The sequence below is a fragment of the Agrococcus sp. GCM10030265 genome, from assembly GCF_042666675.1.
Taxonomy (GTDB): Bacteria; Actinomycetota; Actinomycetes; order Actinomycetales; family Microbacteriaceae; genus Agrococcus.
Genome location: NZ_JBHTCZ010000002.1, coordinates 1,008,058 through 1,023,871, shown reverse-complemented (window position 1 = coordinate 1,023,871; position 15,814 = coordinate 1,008,058). Strand labels below are relative to the sequence as shown.

At 70.1% G+C, this 15,814-nt stretch carries 22 protein-coding genes; 15 read left to right on the top strand and 7 right to left on the bottom strand.

Annotated elements, in window-relative coordinates; genetic code table 11:
* The first annotated feature begins 4 nt into the window (after positions 1-4).
* The 11 genes from ACFQPP_RS09210 to ACFQPP_RS09160 all read left to right on the top strand — a co-directional run bounded on the left by ACFQPP_RS09210 (position 5) and on the right by ACFQPP_RS09160 (position 6,028).
* Entirely contained in the window at positions 5-913 is a 909-nt protein-coding gene (locus ACFQPP_RS09210) for a M23 family metallopeptidase (protein ID WP_376916281.1), read from the top strand.
* Positions 914-939: 26 nt separating this feature from the next.
* On the top strand, positions 940-1,263 hold the full coding sequence (locus ACFQPP_RS09205; RefSeq protein WP_376916280.1) for a hypothetical protein: 324 nt from the start codon (positions 940-942) through the stop codon (positions 1,261-1,263).
* Complete coding sequence (locus tag ACFQPP_RS09200; protein ID WP_376916279.1) at positions 1,260-2,000, top strand: hypothetical protein; 741 nt, start codon at positions 1,260-1,262, stop codon at positions 1,998-2,000. The genes ACFQPP_RS09205 and ACFQPP_RS09200 overlap by 4 nt, the downstream gene beginning before the upstream one ends.
* A 9-nt stretch (positions 2,001-2,009) precedes the next feature.
* Positions 2,010-2,297, top strand: a complete 288-nt coding sequence (locus tag ACFQPP_RS09195; protein WP_376916278.1) for a hypothetical protein — start codon at positions 2,010-2,012, stop codon at positions 2,295-2,297.
* Positions 2,298-2,387: 90 nt separating this feature from the next.
* Positions 2,388-2,813, top strand: a complete 426-nt coding sequence (locus tag ACFQPP_RS09190; RefSeq protein WP_376916277.1) for a hypothetical protein — start codon at positions 2,388-2,390, stop codon at positions 2,811-2,813.
* A 48-nt stretch (positions 2,814-2,861) separates the two neighbouring features.
* A complete protein-coding gene (locus tag ACFQPP_RS09185) occupies positions 2,862-3,287 on the top strand; it encodes a helix-turn-helix domain-containing protein (RefSeq protein WP_376916276.1) in 426 nt (141 codons plus the stop codon).
* A 3-nt stretch (positions 3,288-3,290) separates the two neighbouring features.
* A complete protein-coding gene (locus ACFQPP_RS09180; RefSeq protein WP_376916275.1) occupies positions 3,291-3,743 on the top strand; it encodes a hypothetical protein in 453 nt (150 codons plus the stop codon).
* A gap of 160 nt (positions 3,744-3,903) precedes the next feature.
* A complete protein-coding gene (locus ACFQPP_RS09175; protein WP_376916274.1) occupies positions 3,904-4,170 on the top strand; it encodes a hypothetical protein in 267 nt (88 codons plus the stop codon).
* A gap of 98 nt (positions 4,171-4,268) precedes the next feature.
* Complete coding sequence (locus ACFQPP_RS09170; protein WP_376916273.1) at positions 4,269-4,622, top strand: hypothetical protein; 354 nt, start codon at positions 4,269-4,271, stop codon at positions 4,620-4,622.
* A gap of 127 nt (positions 4,623-4,749) precedes the next feature.
* On the top strand, positions 4,750-4,944 hold the full coding sequence (locus tag ACFQPP_RS09165; RefSeq protein WP_376916272.1) for a hypothetical protein: 195 nt from the start codon (positions 4,750-4,752) through the stop codon (positions 4,942-4,944).
* A gap of 100 nt (positions 4,945-5,044) precedes the next feature.
* On the top strand, positions 5,045-6,028 hold the full coding sequence (locus ACFQPP_RS09160) for a M23 family metallopeptidase (RefSeq protein ID WP_376916271.1): 984 nt from the start codon (positions 5,045-5,047) through the stop codon (positions 6,026-6,028).
* A gap of 60 nt (positions 6,029-6,088) precedes the next feature.
* Here ACFQPP_RS09160 and ACFQPP_RS09155 read toward each other — a convergent pair whose 3' ends face one another.
* The 3 genes from ACFQPP_RS09155 to ACFQPP_RS09145 all read right to left on the bottom strand — a co-directional run bounded on the left by ACFQPP_RS09155 (position 6,089) and on the right by ACFQPP_RS09145 (position 7,337).
* Positions 6,089-6,268: a hypothetical protein gene (locus ACFQPP_RS09155; RefSeq protein ID WP_376916270.1), complete on the bottom strand. Its 180-nt coding sequence runs from the start codon at positions 6,266-6,268 to the stop codon at positions 6,089-6,091.
* A gap of 24 nt (positions 6,269-6,292) precedes the next feature.
* Entirely contained in the window at positions 6,293-6,643 is a 351-nt protein-coding gene (locus ACFQPP_RS09150) for a hypothetical protein (protein WP_376916269.1), read from the bottom strand.
* 289 nt (positions 6,644-6,932) lie between these two features.
* Complete coding sequence (locus tag ACFQPP_RS09145; RefSeq protein ID WP_376916268.1) at positions 6,933-7,337, bottom strand: Rid family hydrolase; 405 nt, start codon at positions 7,335-7,337, stop codon at positions 6,933-6,935.
* A 174-nt stretch (positions 7,338-7,511) separates the two neighbouring features.
* On the opposite strand from ACFQPP_RS09145, the gene ACFQPP_RS09140 reads away from it, so the two are divergent.
* Positions 7,512-8,360: a hypothetical protein gene (locus ACFQPP_RS09140; protein ID WP_376916267.1), complete on the top strand. Its 849-nt coding sequence runs from the start codon at positions 7,512-7,514 to the stop codon at positions 8,358-8,360.
* Between the two features lie 22 nt (positions 8,361-8,382).
* Here ACFQPP_RS09140 and ACFQPP_RS09135 read toward each other — a convergent pair whose 3' ends face one another.
* The 4 genes from ACFQPP_RS09135 to ACFQPP_RS09120 form a co-directional block, all read right to left on the bottom strand.
* Positions 8,383-9,606, bottom strand: coding sequence for a pyridoxal phosphate-dependent aminotransferase (locus ACFQPP_RS09135; RefSeq protein WP_376916266.1), 1,224 nt, complete (start codon positions 9,604-9,606; stop codon positions 8,383-8,385).
* Between the two features lie 89 nt (positions 9,607-9,695).
* Positions 9,696-10,577, bottom strand: coding sequence for a carbohydrate kinase family protein (locus ACFQPP_RS09130; RefSeq protein ID WP_376916265.1), 882 nt, complete (start codon positions 10,575-10,577; stop codon positions 9,696-9,698).
* Positions 10,578-10,579: 2 nt separating this feature from the next.
* Positions 10,580-10,789 carry a hypothetical protein gene (locus ACFQPP_RS09125; protein ID WP_376916264.1) on the bottom strand — a complete coding sequence of 70 codons (210 nt, stop codon included), beginning with the start codon at positions 10,787-10,789 and terminating at the stop codon, positions 10,580-10,582.
* Between the two features lie 63 nt (positions 10,790-10,852).
* Positions 10,853-11,644, bottom strand: coding sequence for a sugar phosphate isomerase/epimerase family protein (locus tag ACFQPP_RS09120; RefSeq protein ID WP_376916263.1), 792 nt, complete (start codon positions 11,642-11,644; stop codon positions 10,853-10,855).
* Positions 11,645-11,740: 96 nt separating this feature from the next.
* On the opposite strand from ACFQPP_RS09120, the gene ilvD reads away from it, so the two are divergent.
* From ilvD to ilvN, 3 genes are read left to right on the top strand one after another with little or no spacing between them, the layout of a single operon-like run.
* Positions 11,741-13,432 carry a dihydroxy-acid dehydratase gene (ilvD, locus tag ACFQPP_RS09115; RefSeq protein WP_376916262.1) on the top strand — a complete coding sequence of 564 codons (1,692 nt, stop codon included), beginning with the start codon at positions 11,741-11,743 and terminating at the stop codon, positions 13,430-13,432.
* A gap of 29 nt (positions 13,433-13,461) precedes the next feature.
* The gene (locus ACFQPP_RS09110) at positions 13,462-15,249 is read left to right on the top strand and encodes an acetolactate synthase large subunit (protein ID WP_376916261.1); all 1,788 of its coding nucleotides are present in this window, start codon (positions 13,462-13,464) and stop codon (positions 15,247-15,249) included.
* Positions 15,249-15,758 (top strand): acetolactate synthase small subunit, encoded by a 510-nt coding sequence (ilvN, locus tag ACFQPP_RS09105; protein WP_376916260.1) that lies wholly within the window; start codon positions 15,249-15,251, stop codon positions 15,756-15,758. Before ACFQPP_RS09110 ends, ilvN begins: the two co-directional genes overlap by 1 nt.
* Positions 15,759-15,814 lie beyond the last annotated feature (56 nt).

Genomic DNA, 15,814 nt, shown 5'->3' with positions numbered 1-15,814 from the left:
CGTGATGGCGAAGCTCAGCCCCCAGCAGCTCGTCTTCACGTCGCCCTTCGGGCCGCGTGCTCCGAACCAGGCGATCGGCATCACCGAGGACATGCACTGGGGCGCCGACTACGGACCCGACGTGCGGAACAAGAAGGGCGTGCCGCTGCAATCGCTCATCGACGGGTCGGTCACGCCGCTGTCCGACCAGTACGGGGCGCTCGGTGTCCGCACGACGACGAAGGCGACGGGCTCCCTGCTCAACGTCCTGCGCTCCCTGTACGGCAACGTGCGCGAGGGCACGGTGGTCAGCGTCTCGCTCTGGCACCTCGCCTCGCGCGTCGCGCTCCGCACGCCGAACGTCGTCGCCGGCGCGGTGCTCGGCGTCATGGGATCGACGGGCCGCTCGACGGGCGTCCACGTGCACGTCGAGCTCCGCATCGACGGTCGGCTCGTCGACCCCAAGCCGTTCATCGACGCGCAGGCGTCCAAGGCTGTCGCGGATGCGCCGGCCGACTACTACGAGGAGGACGACGTGGCACTCACCGTCGAGGAGAAGCGAGCCCTCGAGTGGCTCTTCGCGAACGCGGCGGGGCTCGAGGAGCTCATCAAGCGCCGCTCGGGGATCGACGCGGCTGCGACCGCGGCGAAGAAGATCGACGGCATCGCGACCACCGTGGGCGAGAACGCGGGCGCGCTGCGCGTGATGGGAGCGTGGCTCGAGCAGCTGTTCATCCGCCGCGCGACGTTCGACCGCACCGCGGTGCAGGTGGCGGCGATCCACGCTGACCTGCCGGAGATCAAGCAGGCGCGCGACGTGTCGCTCGACGCCGACGACATCGCGCTGCTCGCCGCGTCGATCGCGTCGACCATGCCGAAGCCGGACGCGCAGGCGCTCATCGACGCGCTCGCCGCGCAGCTCGCGAAGCCGTAGCCCCCGAGCCCTGAGAGGGGGTGCCCGTGGACGGTGCGCTCATCGTGCCCCTAGTCGTCGCGCTCGCCGGCGGCGCGGGCATCTCGGGGATCGTCGTCGCGCTCATCACGCGGCAGAAGCCGCGGGCCGAGCGCGCCGAGGTGCTGCTCGACCAGATGGAGGGCGAGCGCAACCGCTTGGACAGGCGCAACGCGATCCTCACGCAGCTCGACCACGAGCACGGAGTGTTCGAGCTCTCGCTCATGCAGCACATCGTCGGCGAGCATCCGCCGCCCCCACCCGCTGCGCCCGCGCGGATCGCCGCGCTCAAGCAGATGCTGATCGACCTCGACCGTGAGGAGAAGACGTGACCGCTCTCGACGAGCTGCGCGAGAATGCGCAGCCGCTCGCCGGACACTGGCGCCGCGCCATGATCGCGCTGGCGATCCTGTGCGGGGTGCTGCTGATGGTGCCTTCCGGGATCCTCGCGTGGCGCCTGACTGTGCAGCAGGCGTTCATCAGCGCCGACCAGGCCGCAGATGCGCAGCGCGACGCGGACTACCAGGAGCTGTTCGAGGCGTGCGCCGAGGCGGACGACTGCGAGATCGGCGACGTCCCCTCGCCCGACGAGGTAGAGGACGCAGCCGCGCCCGTGCCTGCGGGTGTGCCCGCCGCTGGCGAGCCCGGACCGCAGGGGCCGCGCGGTGAGGCGGGCTCGGACGGCGAGCCTGGCGCAGACGGCGCCCCGGGGCCGGCGGGTCCGATCGGCCCGCCCGGCCCGAACGGCGAGGTCGGCAGCGCGGGCGCCCCCGGCGTGAAGGGCGAGCCGGGCGAGACGGTCGTGGGTCCGCAGGGTGAGCCCGGTGCGACGGGCGCGCAGGGGCCAGCGGGTGAGGCGGGACCGCAGGGGCCTGCAGGACTCGACGGCCGCGGCATCGCGTCCCTCGTCTGCGACGACGCCGGCCGCTGGCAAGTCACCTACACGGACGGCACGGCCGCGGACGTCGGGGCATGCCGCGTCGGTGCCGTGACGCCGCCCGATCCCGAACCGACCGACCCCGGCATCGACGTGCCGCTCCCGCTTCCCGATCCGCTCCCGACCCCGTAGGAGGTCAGCATGTCCCAGCCCATCACGCGCCGCGAGCGGCGCCTCACCACCCAGCAGCAGCACCCGCTGCGGGCGACGCTGCGGACCGGCCTCGCCGCGCTCGTCGGCGTCGCGACCGCCGTGCCGCCCGTCGTCACGATCCTGGACGAGGAGCTCAACGGCTGGGCGCTGCTCGGCGTCGGCGGTCAGGCGGTCGTCGTCTCCTCGATCATCACGCGCATCATGGCCACGCCCGCGGTCGACGCGGTGCTCGAGCGCGTCGGCCTCGGTTCCGCACCCGAGGCGCGCGTGCGCTGACGATCATCATCGTGAACATGAAGCCCCCGGCTTCGCTCCCTCGGAGCGGGTGCCGGGTTCTTCGATACTTGATAGCGCTACGATCGGCGGGTGGCGAGCGGAGACCATCGGACGGGTAGCGACTCACGCTGCTGCAGCCCTCGAGAGTTCCCGCTGACGTGGATCGATCACCAGGATCACGAGCACGAGGACATCGCCGCAGTACAGGCGTGGCTGGCGACGCTGAGGGACTTCGCGCGCGATCACGAGATCGGCGAGATCCGAGAGCTCCTCGACGCGGCAGCGCACGGGATGCTCGAGGACACCGGCGATGAGAAGACGCCGATCAAGCCCGTGCGTAGGGAGCCCGAGATCTACGAACTGCGCCACCAGGCGCTCAGCAAGGCCATGCGGTTCTACCACGGAGAGCCTGCCCACCGCATCGACCTCCTCGTCGGTCTCCACCACCACATCAAGGTGAGCAAGGCGCACCAGCGAGCGGCCATTGCCCACGCCGCTGAGCGCTACTACAGGTGACAGCACCCCCTTGCACAACTGCAAGGTTGTGCCACTAAGCTCCTTGACATGTTCAACGTCCTCTCGCCCGTCACGGATGCTGTGCAGGCCCGCTCGATGATGCTCGCTCGCGAGCACCGCGAGCTGCGGCAAAGCCTCGTTCAGATGCGTCGCGACGCTGGCCTGACGCAGAAGCAGCTCGCGGATCGTATGGGGATCACACAGCAGGCAGTGCAGAAGTTCGAGCGTTACGACGCCGACCCGCGCTTGTCGACTCTTCGTCGATATGCAAACGCTGTCGGCGCCCTCATCTTCCATGAGATCGAGGAAGATCGAGGGCAGTCGATCGACTTGTGCGCGGCGTCCCCCTGGGAGCAGACGTCGGCCGTTCGAGTCACGTGGAACGCCCCCTCGCCCTCTTGGGAGCCCACCACCTTCGCGGAGTGGGCGGAGGCCGGCAGCCGGTTCCACGAAGTCGAGCGGGCAGGGGTCTAGCTCGTGCCTGAGCTCACCGAGCAGGACACCGACACGCTGCGCGACATCATCCGTCGCACGAAGCTGGCCTCCGTCGTTTTCCACGAGTACGGCGGGCGGCTTCACGTGAGCGCTCGTGACCCCAAGGACGACGCTGATCTTTCTCTTGGCATCCAGCATCGCAACGATGACGAGGACTTCGGCGTACGACTGGTGATGAGCATTGAAGATCACCGAGGGGTCATCGATGTGACCGTCGCTGGCGAGTACGAGGTCACCGAAGGCGACGTGCCATCCGGGCGGGCTCTTCGGCTCTTCGCTCACGAGGTGGCCTCAATGGCGCTGTATCCCTACGCGCGGGAAGCCGTGGATGCGATCGCATCGCGCTTGTACCGCGAGTCCCTCCTCCTCCCCGTTGTCGAGCGTGGCGCGTTTGCGATCGAGGACGACGACGACCCGACAGCCGATCAAGCCTGATAGGCGACCCGTGGCCCCGGCCCCGCTGATGCGGGCGCCGGGGCCCTCTTTGTGTTCTTGCGTACGAGCGCGCGGTCTGGCGAGGCGGAACGCCGTCGCTCGCGATAGGACTGTCGCTCGTCTCCAGTTGACGCCGGTTCCAGCCAGTTAGTCTCGTGCCATGCAGGAGAAGAACGCGATCGCGACCAACCTTGCGGTCGTTGCGTGGATCTCCGTAGCGGGCGGCGTGATCGCGTTCTTCATGGCGATCGGACTCCAAACGTACAACCCGATCGCGGCCATCTACTCGGGCTATGTAGCGGGCGGTCTCGTCAGCCTGGCGATCGTCCTTGGCATCGTCTCCGCGATCGTCGGTGGCATTCATGAGTCTCTTCGACAGCATGCGGCGGAACTCAGCGCTAGCGACCGCACGCGTATGAACGACTGACCGCACCAATTGTTCGGGCCCCAGCCCCGCTGATGCGGGCGACGAGCGTGCCTGTAGGCCGTTACTAGCCGGTCGCAGGCGGCCTCTAGGCTGCAAACATGGGACAGCTGATTTACGCCGGCGCGACCGAGTATGCGATCGACGACCGCCTGCTCGCGCACGTGAAGGTCGCGGTCGCCGCGAAGCTCCGTCGGCAGGAATCCTTCCTGCTTTCCTGGGACATCGACCTGCAGCACGGGTCCGGGCGTGTGAGCCTGTGGATGTCGCCGGCGATCCCGCTCGAGTTCAAGTTCTCCGGCTCGCGGGTGCCCGAGCTGAGCCAGGTTTGGCTCGAGGCGCTGATGGAGACCGCTAATTCGTCGCGCGGCATGGTTCTGCTGACGGAGGCCGATGCGACGCGTCTGCTGCAGGAGTCGCGAGCTCGATCGGCTGCCATCTCGGCGGGCCACTAGACGCCGGCGACCAACGCCCCTGGCGCTCACCCTCATGGGTGAGTCGTCGGGGGCGTTTCTGCGCCTCCGGCCTTGTCGGCGGTCGAACATATGTTCGATCGACTCGACCCGCACCTACGGAGACGTTATGGACAAGAACGACCTCGACCTGCTGACTACCCTCGAAGCCGCGGTGGAGCAGCGGCGGCACATTGTGACGGTGCGCAAGGCGCTCGAATCCGGCGAGCTTCATGGCAAACAGAGGCGTCCAGGCGGGCGTTGGCTGATCGAAAGGCAGTGCCTGGAGGCGTGGTCGGGTGGCTTCGACTGCCCACACCAGTAGCCAGGCGTAGCCAGGGAAGGCGCGCCTCACGCGAGATGCGTGCTGGTTGGTGACTCGAACGTGCGTTCGAGACACTGGTGGTGACAGAGAGGAGGAGCGAATGGCGAGAGTGCTCACCAATCCCGCTCCAGGCAAGAGCATCACAAGTCCGTTCGGCCCCAGGGCGGGCGACGCCGATGGTCACAAGGGCATCGACTTCGCGGGCGACGATTTCGTCATCGTGGCGGCAGGCGCGGGGACGGTCGTAGCAGTCGCTGACCAGTTCGCACCCTTCACGCCCCGCGGGTTTGGTTACTCGGGCGCCGGCCTTTTCGTGCTGATCCGGCATGACCAGTACGGCTTCCGCACCGGCTACGCACACATGCGCGCTGGCAGCCGCCTCGTCGAGATCGGCGACACGGTGCAGGCGGGTCAGCCCATCGGCCGATCCGGCAACACCGGCTACTCGTTCGGAGCGCACCTGCACTTCGACTTGTGGACCGGCCTCAGCGGCGTCACCACCCAGGTCGACGGCGAGCAGTACATCGACTGGAACTACAACCCCACCAACCCCACCAACCCGGAAGGATTCCTGATGGCACTCACCGATGCACAGCAGACGGAGCTCTACAACAACGTCAAGTGGATTCAGGAGGGCAGGTACGTTCCCGGCCAGCCCTACACCTGGGACCAGGCGATCAACAACAAGGTCGACGCGGTCCAGGCGACGGTCAACGCAATCAAGAAGGACACCCGCGCTCGCCTCTACTACGACGCCGGCGTGAACGGCACCACTCCCGAGTCGCAGTCGTCCCGTGCGGTCGCCGCATGCGTCGAGACCGGCTTCGTCTACCCACTGAATTCGGACCCCGCAGCTCGTCCGGGCCAGGTCACCTCGCTGAAGGCGAACTACCACCTCGTCGACCCCGACGAGACGTTCAAGGCGATGACGACCGACCGCTTCAACAACATGCTCGAGCACGCGAACGGCCACATCCGCCGCATCGCCGCCGAGACGAAGCGTCAGATCGGCGGCGGCACCGCTCCGGTGACGACCACGGTCCAGCCGATCGGTGCAGCAAGCCCCACTCCGGCCATCAGCTGACGACGAGCACCTCGGTGAAGCGCCCCTCCCCACACAGCACGGGGAGGGGCGCTTCGTCGTCTACCCGAGGTCCTGCGTCCCCGACGTGAAGCCGGGCTCGAGCAGCACGTCGACGTGCAGCACCCCTCCATCACCCCACGTCACCGTGCCGGCGTCCCAGTCGAGCGCGACGCGGTCAAGGCCCTTCGCGCGGATCAGGGCGTCGTAGTTGCGGAGGGCGATCTCCGTCTCCGTATCCATGGCTCGCAGCCTAGGACCGGACGCTCACGGCCGCGCGGATCGGAGCGGCGGCATCGCGGCTTGCCGGGATGCGCCGGCCGTCTCGTCACGCACGATGCGCGCGCCGGGCAGCGGCGTCTGCCCGTGCACTCTGAGGTACCGGTCGGCTTCGGGGTCGCCGTAGATGCTCTCGCCCGTCTCTTGGTGGTACATCGCGACGACGCTGTTCTCTGCGGTGCCGAGCGCATCCCATGAGCCGAGCACGACACGCTCCCCGCCGGCGTCGCGGACGGCCACGTAGTAGTCGACGCCGTCGATGGTGCGGAGGATGATGCGGGCGAGGTTCTTCTTCGTCAGCGGGTGGAAGACGACCCATTCGACGGCGTAGTACGACATGCGGGGGAGCGTACGTGCAGCCACTGACCGACTCGCGACCCAAGGCCGGCGCTCTCCACATACTCTCCACATTGCGCGGGCACTCCCGGGTAAGCCAGGGCAACGTGCGAGGTCGAAAGAGGGTTGAAACCGGCGGTCGCGGGCCGCTCAGGGCATTGTCGGGCGGTGCGAGTCTCATCCAATTGGTTCCGGGTTCGAGTCCCGGGGGGTGTACCAGCAGAGGGCCTCGCGCGGCAGCGCGAGGCCCTCTCTCCGTCTCGGCTCGGCAGCGCGATCACGGCGACCGCGATCAGCCCGGCGTCCGCGTCGCGATCGCCTCGATCTCGACGAGCCGGCCGGGGCATCCCAGCGCCGAGGCACTCTGGAGCGTCGCGGCAGGCTGGTGGTCGCCGAGATGCGCCCGTACGACCGACCATGCGGCGTGCAGCTGCTCTGGATCCGTGGCGACCACCGGGACTCGAAGGAACGCCACGTCGACGACCTCGACACCGCAGCGGCGCAGGACCGCGTCCAGGTTCACCAGCGCCTGACGAGCCTGCGCAGCCACGTCGCCGAGCGCGACGACCGCGCCGTCGCCATCGAGGGGGCACGCGCCGGCAGCGAGGACGACGTCCCGTTCGGCGTGGACGATCGCCGCATCCGCGTCGTCACCGTGGCCCAGCAGAGGAGAGCGAACGAGTCGCAGGCCGTCCATGATCGCGACGATGCCTGCACCCCGGTGCCGACGCTGCTCGACGTGCAGGCGCGCAGTCGAGCGCGGGCCCGCAGCGTGGACGCCGACGCCTCGGTCGGCGATCCCCGTGAGGTTCTCGGCCGCTCTTCCCCTCCAAAGCGGCCGAATACCCGCAAAGGTTGGATGCTGGAGGGCATGCGCTGGAGCGTGAGGGTCGCCGCGGGAGTGCTCGCGGGTGCGATGAGCCTCGTCCTCGGGGCGTGCGCGCCCGGCGATGACGAGGGAGCGGCGCCGCCCGCGCTGTCCGCCGAGATCGTGCAGGGGCGAGGAGACGTGCGCGACGGCATCGTGGGCATCGTCGTGACGAACGAGTCCGATGCCGAGATCGTCGTCGACCACGCCGAGTATCGCTCGTCGGCGCTCGCCGAGCCCCTCGTCGCCGGCGACGACGCTCGCATCCCTCCGGGGGCCAGCCGGGCGCTGCGCGGCGAGCTGCCCGAGCCGACGTGCGACGACGCGCCCGTCGACGACGAGGTCGTCGTCGTGCTCGACGACGGCACCGAGATCGCCGTCGACCCTGGCGACCCCTACGGCCAGATCCCCGCGCTCACCGACGCGCCCTGCGTCAGGCTCGCGGTCGAGGGCGCCGCCGACGTCGACTGGCTGCCCATCGACGTGCCCGAGCCGGCCCTCGGTGCGGACGCGACGGTGTCGGTGCGGCTCACGCCGACGGGGGAGGGTGCGCTCGACGTCGTCTCGGTGGAGTCGACGGTGCTGCTCGCGCTCGTCGACGCCGCGGGCCAGCGAGCGACGACCGTGCCGCTCGGCGTGAGCATCACGCCGGATGGCGACGCGCAGACGGTCGCGTTCACGGTGCGCCCCGGTCGATGCGACGCCCACGCGATCGCCGAGGACAAGCAGGGCACGACCCTCGTCTTCCAGGTCGTGCTCGACGGCGAGCCGCTCGAGCTGCGGCTGCCGAGCGACGACGTCACGCGGGGCGACCTGCTCGACTACGTCGCCGCATCCTGCGGCCTCGCGTGAGCCCACCGAGGCCGCGACGCGCCTACTGCCGGTACGAGGCGAGGAAGTTGCCGAGCCGCTCGATCGCCACGGTGAGGTCGTCGGCGTACGGCAGCGTCACGATGCGGAAGTGGTCGGGAGCAGGCCAGTTGAAGCCCGAGCCCTGCACGACGAGGATCTTCTCGCGCAGCAGCAGGTCGAGCACGAGCTGCTGGTCGTCTCGGATCTCGTGCACCTCGGGATCGAGCCGCGGGAAGGCGTAGAGCGCCCCGCGCGGCGCGACGACGGAGACGCCGGGGATGGTGCGCAGGCCCGCGACGGCGGCGTCGCGCTGCTCGAGGAGCCGCCCGCCGGGGCCGAGGAGGTCCTCGATCGACTGATGGCCCGTGAGCGCCGTCTGAATGCCGTACTGCGCGGGCACGTTGGGGCACAGCCGCGTGGAGGCGAGGAGGTCGATGCCCTGCAGGAAGCCCGTCGCGTGGTGCTTCGGGCCCGAGATGACCATCCAGCCCGCGCGGAACCCCGCGGCGCGGTACGTCTTCGACAGGCCGTTGAACGTGATGGTGAGGAGGTCCGGTGCGAGCGACGCGATCGACGTGTGCACGGCGTCGTCGTACAGGATGCGGTCGTAGATCTCGTCGGCGAGCAGCAGCAGCGAGTGCCTGCGGGCGAGGTCGACGATGCCGCGCAGCACCTCCGGCGAGTAGACCGCGCCCGTGGGGTTGTTGGGGTTGATGACGACGAGCGCCTTCGTGCGCGGGGTGATCTTGCGCTCGAGATCCTCGAGGTCGGGCTGCCAGCCCGCCTCCTCGTCGCACAGGTAGTGCACGGGCGTGCCGCCGCCGAGGCTCGTCATGGCCGTCCACAGCGGGTAGTCGGGTGCGGGGATGAGCACCTCGTCGCCCTCGTCGAGCAGCGCCTGCATCGTGATGGTGATGAGCTCGGAGACGCCGTTGCCGAGGTAGACGTCGTCGACCGTGAGCTGCGGGAATCCCTCGACGCCCTCGTACCGGGCGACGACGGCGCGGCGTGCGGAGAGGATGCCCTTCGACTCCGAGTAGCCCTCGGCGTTGCGGATCTCGGCGATCATGTCCTGCACGATCGTCTCGGGCGTCTCGAATCCGAACGGCTTCGGGTTGCCGATGTTGAGCTTGAGGATGCGGTGCCCCTCGGCCTCGAGCCGGGCGGCCTCGGCGTGCACGGGCCCTCGGATCTCGTAGAGGACGTGCTTCAGCTTCGACGACTGGTCGAGGGACTTGAGCTCCATCGCCCCAGCCTAGGTCGGCGCGCGCCGAGGCTCGCGCTGCCACTGCCGACCTCGCGGCCCGCGGGCCGGGCGCACGCGGGTGGACCGCGTCAGCGCCGCGGCAGCTGCAGGAGGCCGCCCTCGACGCGGCACGTCGCGGCGGCGATGGCCATCGCGTCGGCGAGGACGGCAGGCCACAGGTCGTCGCCGAGGTCGTAGCCCGACACCTCGGCGTCGCCGATGGCTGCGGCGACGGCCGCGATCGTGGCGTCGCCGGCGCCGATCGTGTCGACGATGGGCGCACCCATGGGGTGGATGGGTGCGTGCACGGATGCGGTGCGCGTGTGCGCCGTCGCGCCGTCCGGGCCCTCGGTGACGAGCACGGTGTCGGCGCCGAGCGAGCGCAGGCGCGATGCGACGGCGTGCGGCTCGGTGCCCCACACGAGCTCGGCATCCTCGTCGCCCACCTTCACGAGCCGGGCGCGTGCCGCGACGCGCTCGACGGCCTCGCGGAAGCGCACGACCTGCTCGGGCGTCGGCAGGTAGCCGGGCCTCGGGTTCGGGTCGACGACGAGGCGCCGCTCGGCGTCCGCGAGCCGCAGCAGCGGCTCGACCTGCGATGCGTCGTCGAAGGCGAGGCAGGAGACGACGACGAGGTCGGCGGCGTCGAGCATGGGCAGCAGCGGCGTCACGTCGACGTGGCGCCGCACCCCTGCGTCATTGAAGGCGTATCGCATGGTGTCGCCGTCGCGCGTCGCGGTGGCGGTGGCGGTGCCGAGGGGAGCGGGCGTGGGCGCGAGGCGCACGCCGTGGGATGCGGCGTGGGCGGCGAGGAGGCGGCCGGGCTCGTCGTCGGCGACCATCGCCACGAGGTCGACGTCGGCGCCGAGGCGCGCGAGGCCGACCGCGACGTTGAGCGCCGCGCCGCCCGCGACGCTGCGGCCGTCGACGACGTCGACGAGCGCGTCGCCGACGACGGCGATGCGGGTCACGGCTACAGGCCGAGCTCGCGGTCGAGCTCCTGGGCGCGCACGCGCTTGTCGTCGTCGATCACCGAGCCGACCGCGAGGGCGACGCCGATGCCCCACGACGCCCAGAGCAGGCCGAGACGCCAGTCGCGCGGCCCCTCGCGCGTCATCTTCAGGACGCCGATGCCGCTCGCGACGGCGGCGATGAACCCGGGGTTCAGGATGAACTTGCGCACGAGCCCACGCTACCTCTCGCGCGCTGCGACGACACAGGGGTCGCGCATGGTGGCTGCGACCGACTACGCCTGCCCGAGGTGGGTGCGTGCGAAGTCGATGGTCTCCTGGATGAGCGCGCGGCGATCCTTCTCGGTGCGCACGCCGCGCGTCTTGATCTCGGCGATGATCTGCCCGTCGAATCCCTGCTCGGCGAGCATCTGCAGCACCTCGGCGACGGGCTCGTTGCCGCGGCCGGGCACGAGGTGCTCGTCGGAGGTGCGATTGCCCTTGCCGCCGATGCCGTCGGTGAGGTGCAGATGACGCAGCCGGGGCCCGAGGTCCTTCGCGAGCTCGAGCGAGTCGCGGCCCGCGAGCGCGCAGTGCGAGAAGTCGAGCGTCGCGTGCCGCACGTCCATCTCGCTCGGGTCGATGCCGGGCAGGTACGCCTTGCGGTCCTTGCCGCCCGTGCGCCAGGGGAACATGTTCTCGACGGCGATCGCCACGTCGTACTTGTCCTCGGTGGCGCGCACCGACTCCTCGAACGTCGCCGCGTACCGCCCCTGCCAGCGGAAGGGGGGATGCACGACGACGGTGGATGCGCCGGTGTCGACCGCGAGCTGCGCGGAGCGCTCCAGCTTCACGAAGTGGTCGTTGCCCCACACGAACGACGTCAGCAGCAGCGTGGGGGCGTGGATCGCGAGGATCGGCTGGTCGTACGCCTTCGCGAGCACCTTCAGCCGGTCGGCGTCGCGCGTGCGCGCATCCGTCGTCACCATGACCTCGACGCCGTCGTAGCCGCACTCGGCGGACAGGCGGAAGCCGTCCTCCAGCGGACGCGGGAAGACGCTGATCGTGCTGAGTCCGACGGGGATCACTCGCGCCACGCTAGCGGCATCGCGCACGGCGCGCGTACGCGCGGCACGGTGCGCGGATGCCGTGGCGCGCGCCCGGCGCTCCTAGACTCAGGTCTCATGGCGATCGACATCAAGCCGCGCTCGCGCGCGGTCACCGACGGCATCGAGGCGACGACGTCCCGCGGCATGCTCCGTGCCGTCGGCATGGGCGACGACGACTGGGAGAAGCCGCAGATCGGCATCGCCTCGTCGTGGAACGACATCACCCCGTGCAACCTGTCGCTCGACCGTCTCGCGCAGGGCTCCCGCGAGGGCGTGCACGCCGGCGGCGGCTACCCGCTGCAGTTCGGCACCATCTCCGTCTCCGACGGGATCTCGATGGGCCACGAGGGCATGCACTTCTCGCTCGTGAGCCGCGAGGTCATCGCCGACTCCGTCGAGACCGTCGTCATGGCCGAGCGCCTCGACGGCACCGTGCTGCTCGCCGGCTGCGACAAGTCGCTGCCCGGCATGCTCATGGCTGCCGCGCGCCTCGACCTCGCCTCGGTCTTCGTCTACGCGGGCTCGATCGCCCCCGGCTGGGTGCGGCTCTCGGACGGCACCGAGAAGGAGCTGACGATCATCGACTCCTTCGAGGCGGTGGGCGCGTGCAAGGCCGGCACGATGAGCGAGGAGGACCTCAAGCGCATCGAGTGCGGCTTCGCGCCCGGCGAGGGCGCGTGCGGCGGCATGTACACCGCCAACACGATGGCCTGCGTCGCCGAGGCGCTCGGCATGAGCCTGCCCGGCTCGTCGACGCCGCTGTCGGCCGACCGCCGCCGCGACATGTTCGCCCACCGCTCCGGCGAGGCCGTCGTCGAGCTGCTGCGCCGCGGCATCACCGCCCGCGACATCCTCACGCGCAAGGCGTTCGAGAACGCCATCACCGTCGCGATGGTGCTCGGCGGCTCGACGAACGCCGTGCTGCACCTCCTCGCGATCGCGCACGAGGCGGGCGTCGAGCTCACGCTCGAGGACTTCCGCGAGATCGGGGCGCGCTCGCCGCACCTCGCCGACGTGAAGCCGTTCGGTCGCTTCGTCGCCCAGGACTTCGACCGCGTCGGCGGCATGCCCGTCGTCATGGCCGCGCTGCTGGAGGCGGGCCTGCTGCACGGCGACGCGCTGACCGTCACCGGCAGGACCGTCGCCGAGAACCTCGCCGAGCTCGCGCCCGAGCCCATCGACGGCACCGTCGTGCGCTCGCTCGACGACCCCATCCACGCCACGGGCGGCCTCACGGTGCTGCACGGCTCGCTGGCGCCCGAGGGCGCCGTCGTGAAGACGGCCGGCTTCGACGCCGAGACCTTCGAGGGCCCGGCTCGCGTCTTCGAGCGCGAGCGCGCGGCGATGGATGCGCTGACGAACGGCGAGATCCGGAAGGGCGACGTCGTCGTCATCCGCTACGAGGGTCCCAAGGGCGGTCCCGGCATGCGGGAGATGCTCGCCATCACCGCCGCCATCAAGGGCGCTGGGCTCGGCAAGGATGTACTACTGTTGACGGACGGACGATTCTCAGGCGGCACAACCGGCCTGTGCATCGGACACATCGCTCCCGAGGCAGTGGACTCCGGTCCGATCGCACTCGTGCGTGATGGCGACACCATTCGCGTCGACATCCCGGCTCAGCGCATCGACCTACTGGTCGACGGCGACGAGCTCGCATCCCGCCGAGCAGGCTGGGAGCCGCTTCCGCCGCGCTACACGCGGGGAGTCCTCGCAAAGTACGCCCGTCTCGTGCGCTCTGCTGCGCAGGGAGCCGTCACGGGCTGACGCACGCATCCGCGTGCAGGGAGATCGCCATGACCATCGCGCCACGTCCGACGCCGCCGAGGGTGCAGGGGCCTGAGGTCCTCACCGGCTCCGGTGCCATCCTGCGCTCGCTCGAGCTGCTCGGCGTCACCGACGTCTTCGGGCTGCCCGGCGGCGCCATCATCCCGTTCTACGACGAGCTCATGCAGCAGTCGGCCGTGCGCCACATCCTCGTGCGGCACGAGCAGGGCGCCGGCCATGCGGCGGAGGGCTACGCCTCGGCGTCGAACAAGGTCGGCGTCGCGATCGCGACGAGCGGCCCGGGTGCGACGAACCTCGTCACGGCGATCGCCGACGCCTACATGGACTCCGTGCCGTTCGTCGCCATCACGGGGCAGGTCTTCAGCCACCTCATGGGCACGGACGCGTTCCAGGAGGCCGACATCACGGGCATCACGATGCCCATCACGAAGCACTCCTTCCTCGTCACCGACGCGGCCGACGTGCCCTCGGTGCTGCAGGCGGCGTTCCACATCGCCTCGACCGGGCGCCCCGGCCCCGTGCTCGTCGACGTCACGAAGGACGCGCAGCAGCAGTCGGCGCCGTTCATCTGGCCCGACCGCGTCGACCTGCCCGGCTACCGCCCCGTCACGAAGGCGCACGGCAAGCAGATCCAGGCGGCGGCCGCGCTGCTCGCGCAGGCCGAGCGACCCGTGCTGTACGTCGGTGGCGGCGTCATCCGCGCGAAGGCGTCGCAGGAGGTGCACGAGCTCGCCGAGGCGATCGGCGCACCCGTCGTGACGACCCTCATGGCGCGCGGCGCCTTCCCCGACTCGCACCCGCAGCACCTCGGCATGCCGGGCATGCACGGCACGGTGCCCGCGGTGCTCGCGCTGCAGGAGTCCGACCTCATCCTCGCGCTCGGCGCGCGCTTCGACGACCGCGTCACGGGCAAGGCGTCGGAGTTCGCACCCGGTGCCAAGGTCATCCACGTCGACGTCGACCCGGCCGAGATCTCGAAGATCCGCACCGCAGACGTGCCGATCGTCGGCGACGTGCGCGACGTCGCCTCCGACCTGTCGGTCGCCTTCCAGGACGCCGTCGTCGGTGGCCGCCCCGACCTCACCGACTGGTGGGAGCGGCTGCACGGCCTGCAGGAGCGCTTCCCGCTCGGCTTCGCGCCGACGACCGACGGCAAGCTCGCGCCGCAGCACGTCATCCAGCGCATCGGCGAGCTGACGGGGCCCGAGGGCATCTTCGCCTCCGGCGTCGGGCAGCACCAGATGTGGGCGGCCCAGTTCATCCGCTACGAGCGCCCGAACGCCTGGCTGAACTCCGGCGGCGCCGGCACGATGGGCTACGCCGTGCCCGCCGCGATGGGCGCGAAGGTCGCCGAGCCGCAGCGCGCCGTGTGGGCGATCGACGGCGACGGCTGCTTCCAGATGACGAACCAGGAGCTCGCCACGTGCGCGCTCAACGACATCCCCATCAAGGTCGCCGTCATCAACAACTCGTCGCTCGGCATGGTGCGGCAGTGGCAGAGCCTCTTCTACGACGGCCGCCACTCGTTCACCGACCTCGAGACCGGCGACGACGCACGCATGATCCCCGACTTCGTGAAGCTGGGGGAGGCGTACGGCTGCCTCGCCATCCGCGTCACGAAGCCCGAGGAGATCGACGCCGCGATCCAGCTGGCGCTCGAGACCAACGACCGGCCCGTCGTGATCGACTTCATCGTGTCGAAGGACTCGATGGTGTGGCCCATGGTGCCGCAGGGCGTCTCGAACTCCTTCGTGCAGTACGCCAAGGAGCACAGCCCGGAGTGGGGTGACGAGTGATGACCACGCACGTGCTCTCCCTCCTGGTGGAGGACAAGCCGGGCCTCCTGACCCGCGTGGCGGGCCTCTTCGCTCGCCGCGGCTTCAACATCGAGTCGCTCGCGGTGGGCAAGACCGAGATCCCCGGGCTCTCGCGCATCACGGTCGTCGTCGACGTCGAGGGCCTGCCGCTCGAGCAGGTCACGAAGCAGCTGAACAAGCTCATCAACGTCGTGAAGATCGTCGAGCTCGAGCCGAGCGGCTCGGTGCAGCGCGAGCACATGCTCATCAAGGTGAAGGTCGACCACCAGACCCGGTCGCAGATCCTCGAGGCCACGAACCTCTTCCGCGCCCGCGTCGTCGACGTGACGACGGATGCGCTCGTCATCGAGGTCACGGGCGACTCCGCGAAGTGCCAGGCGCTGCTGCGCCTGCTCGAGCCGTACGGCATCAAGGAGATCGCCCAGTCGGGCCTCCTCGCCATCGGTCGCGGCGGCAAGTCGATCTCCGAGCGCGTGCTGCGCGCCTGACGCGCCGCGCGACCACCACACCACCCAGCACACCCACCACCACGAGGAGCGATCCC

Coding starts and splice junctions, on each gene's coding strand:
- ACFQPP_RS09165 (WP_376916272.1), top strand. CDS start 4,750: ATGGACAAGAACGACCTCGACCTGCTGACTACCCTCGAAGCCGCGGTG.
- ACFQPP_RS09140 (WP_376916267.1), top strand. CDS start 7,512: ATGCGCTGGAGCGTGAGGGTCGCCGCGGGAGTGCTCGCGGGTGCGATG.
- ACFQPP_RS09170 (WP_376916273.1), top strand. CDS start 4,269: ATGGGACAGCTGATTTACGCCGGCGCGACCGAGTATGCGATCGACGAC.
- ACFQPP_RS09160 (WP_376916271.1), top strand. CDS start 5,045: ATGGCGAGAGTGCTCACCAATCCCGCTCCAGGCAAGAGCATCACAAGT.
- ACFQPP_RS09175 (WP_376916274.1), top strand. CDS start 3,904: ATGCAGGAGAAGAACGCGATCGCGACCAACCTTGCGGTCGTTGCGTGG.
- ACFQPP_RS09135 (WP_376916266.1), bottom strand. CDS start 9,606: ATGGAGCTCAAGTCCCTCGACCAGTCGTCGAAGCTGAAGCACGTCCTC.
- ilvN (WP_376916260.1), top strand. CDS start 15,249: ATGACCACGCACGTGCTCTCCCTCCTGGTGGAGGACAAGCCGGGCCTC.
- ACFQPP_RS09185 (WP_376916276.1), top strand. CDS start 2,862: ATGTTCAACGTCCTCTCGCCCGTCACGGATGCTGTGCAGGCCCGCTCG.
- ACFQPP_RS09110 (WP_376916261.1), top strand. CDS start 13,462: ATGACCATCGCGCCACGTCCGACGCCGCCGAGGGTGCAGGGGCCTGAG.
- ACFQPP_RS09155 (WP_376916270.1), bottom strand. CDS start 6,268: ATGGATACGGAGACGGAGATCGCCCTCCGCAACTACGACGCCCTGATC.
- ACFQPP_RS09195 (WP_376916278.1), top strand. CDS start 2,010: ATGTCCCAGCCCATCACGCGCCGCGAGCGGCGCCTCACCACCCAGCAG.
- ilvD (WP_376916262.1), top strand. CDS start 11,741: ATGGCGATCGACATCAAGCCGCGCTCGCGCGCGGTCACCGACGGCATC.
- ACFQPP_RS09145 (WP_376916268.1), bottom strand. CDS start 7,337: ATGGACGGCCTGCGACTCGTTCGCTCTCCTCTGCTGGGCCACGGTGAC.
- ACFQPP_RS09210 (WP_376916281.1), top strand. CDS start 5: ATGGCGAAGCTCAGCCCCCAGCAGCTCGTCTTCACGTCGCCCTTCGGG.
- ACFQPP_RS09150 (WP_376916269.1), bottom strand. CDS start 6,643: ATGTCGTACTACGCCGTCGAATGGGTCGTCTTCCACCCGCTGACGAAG.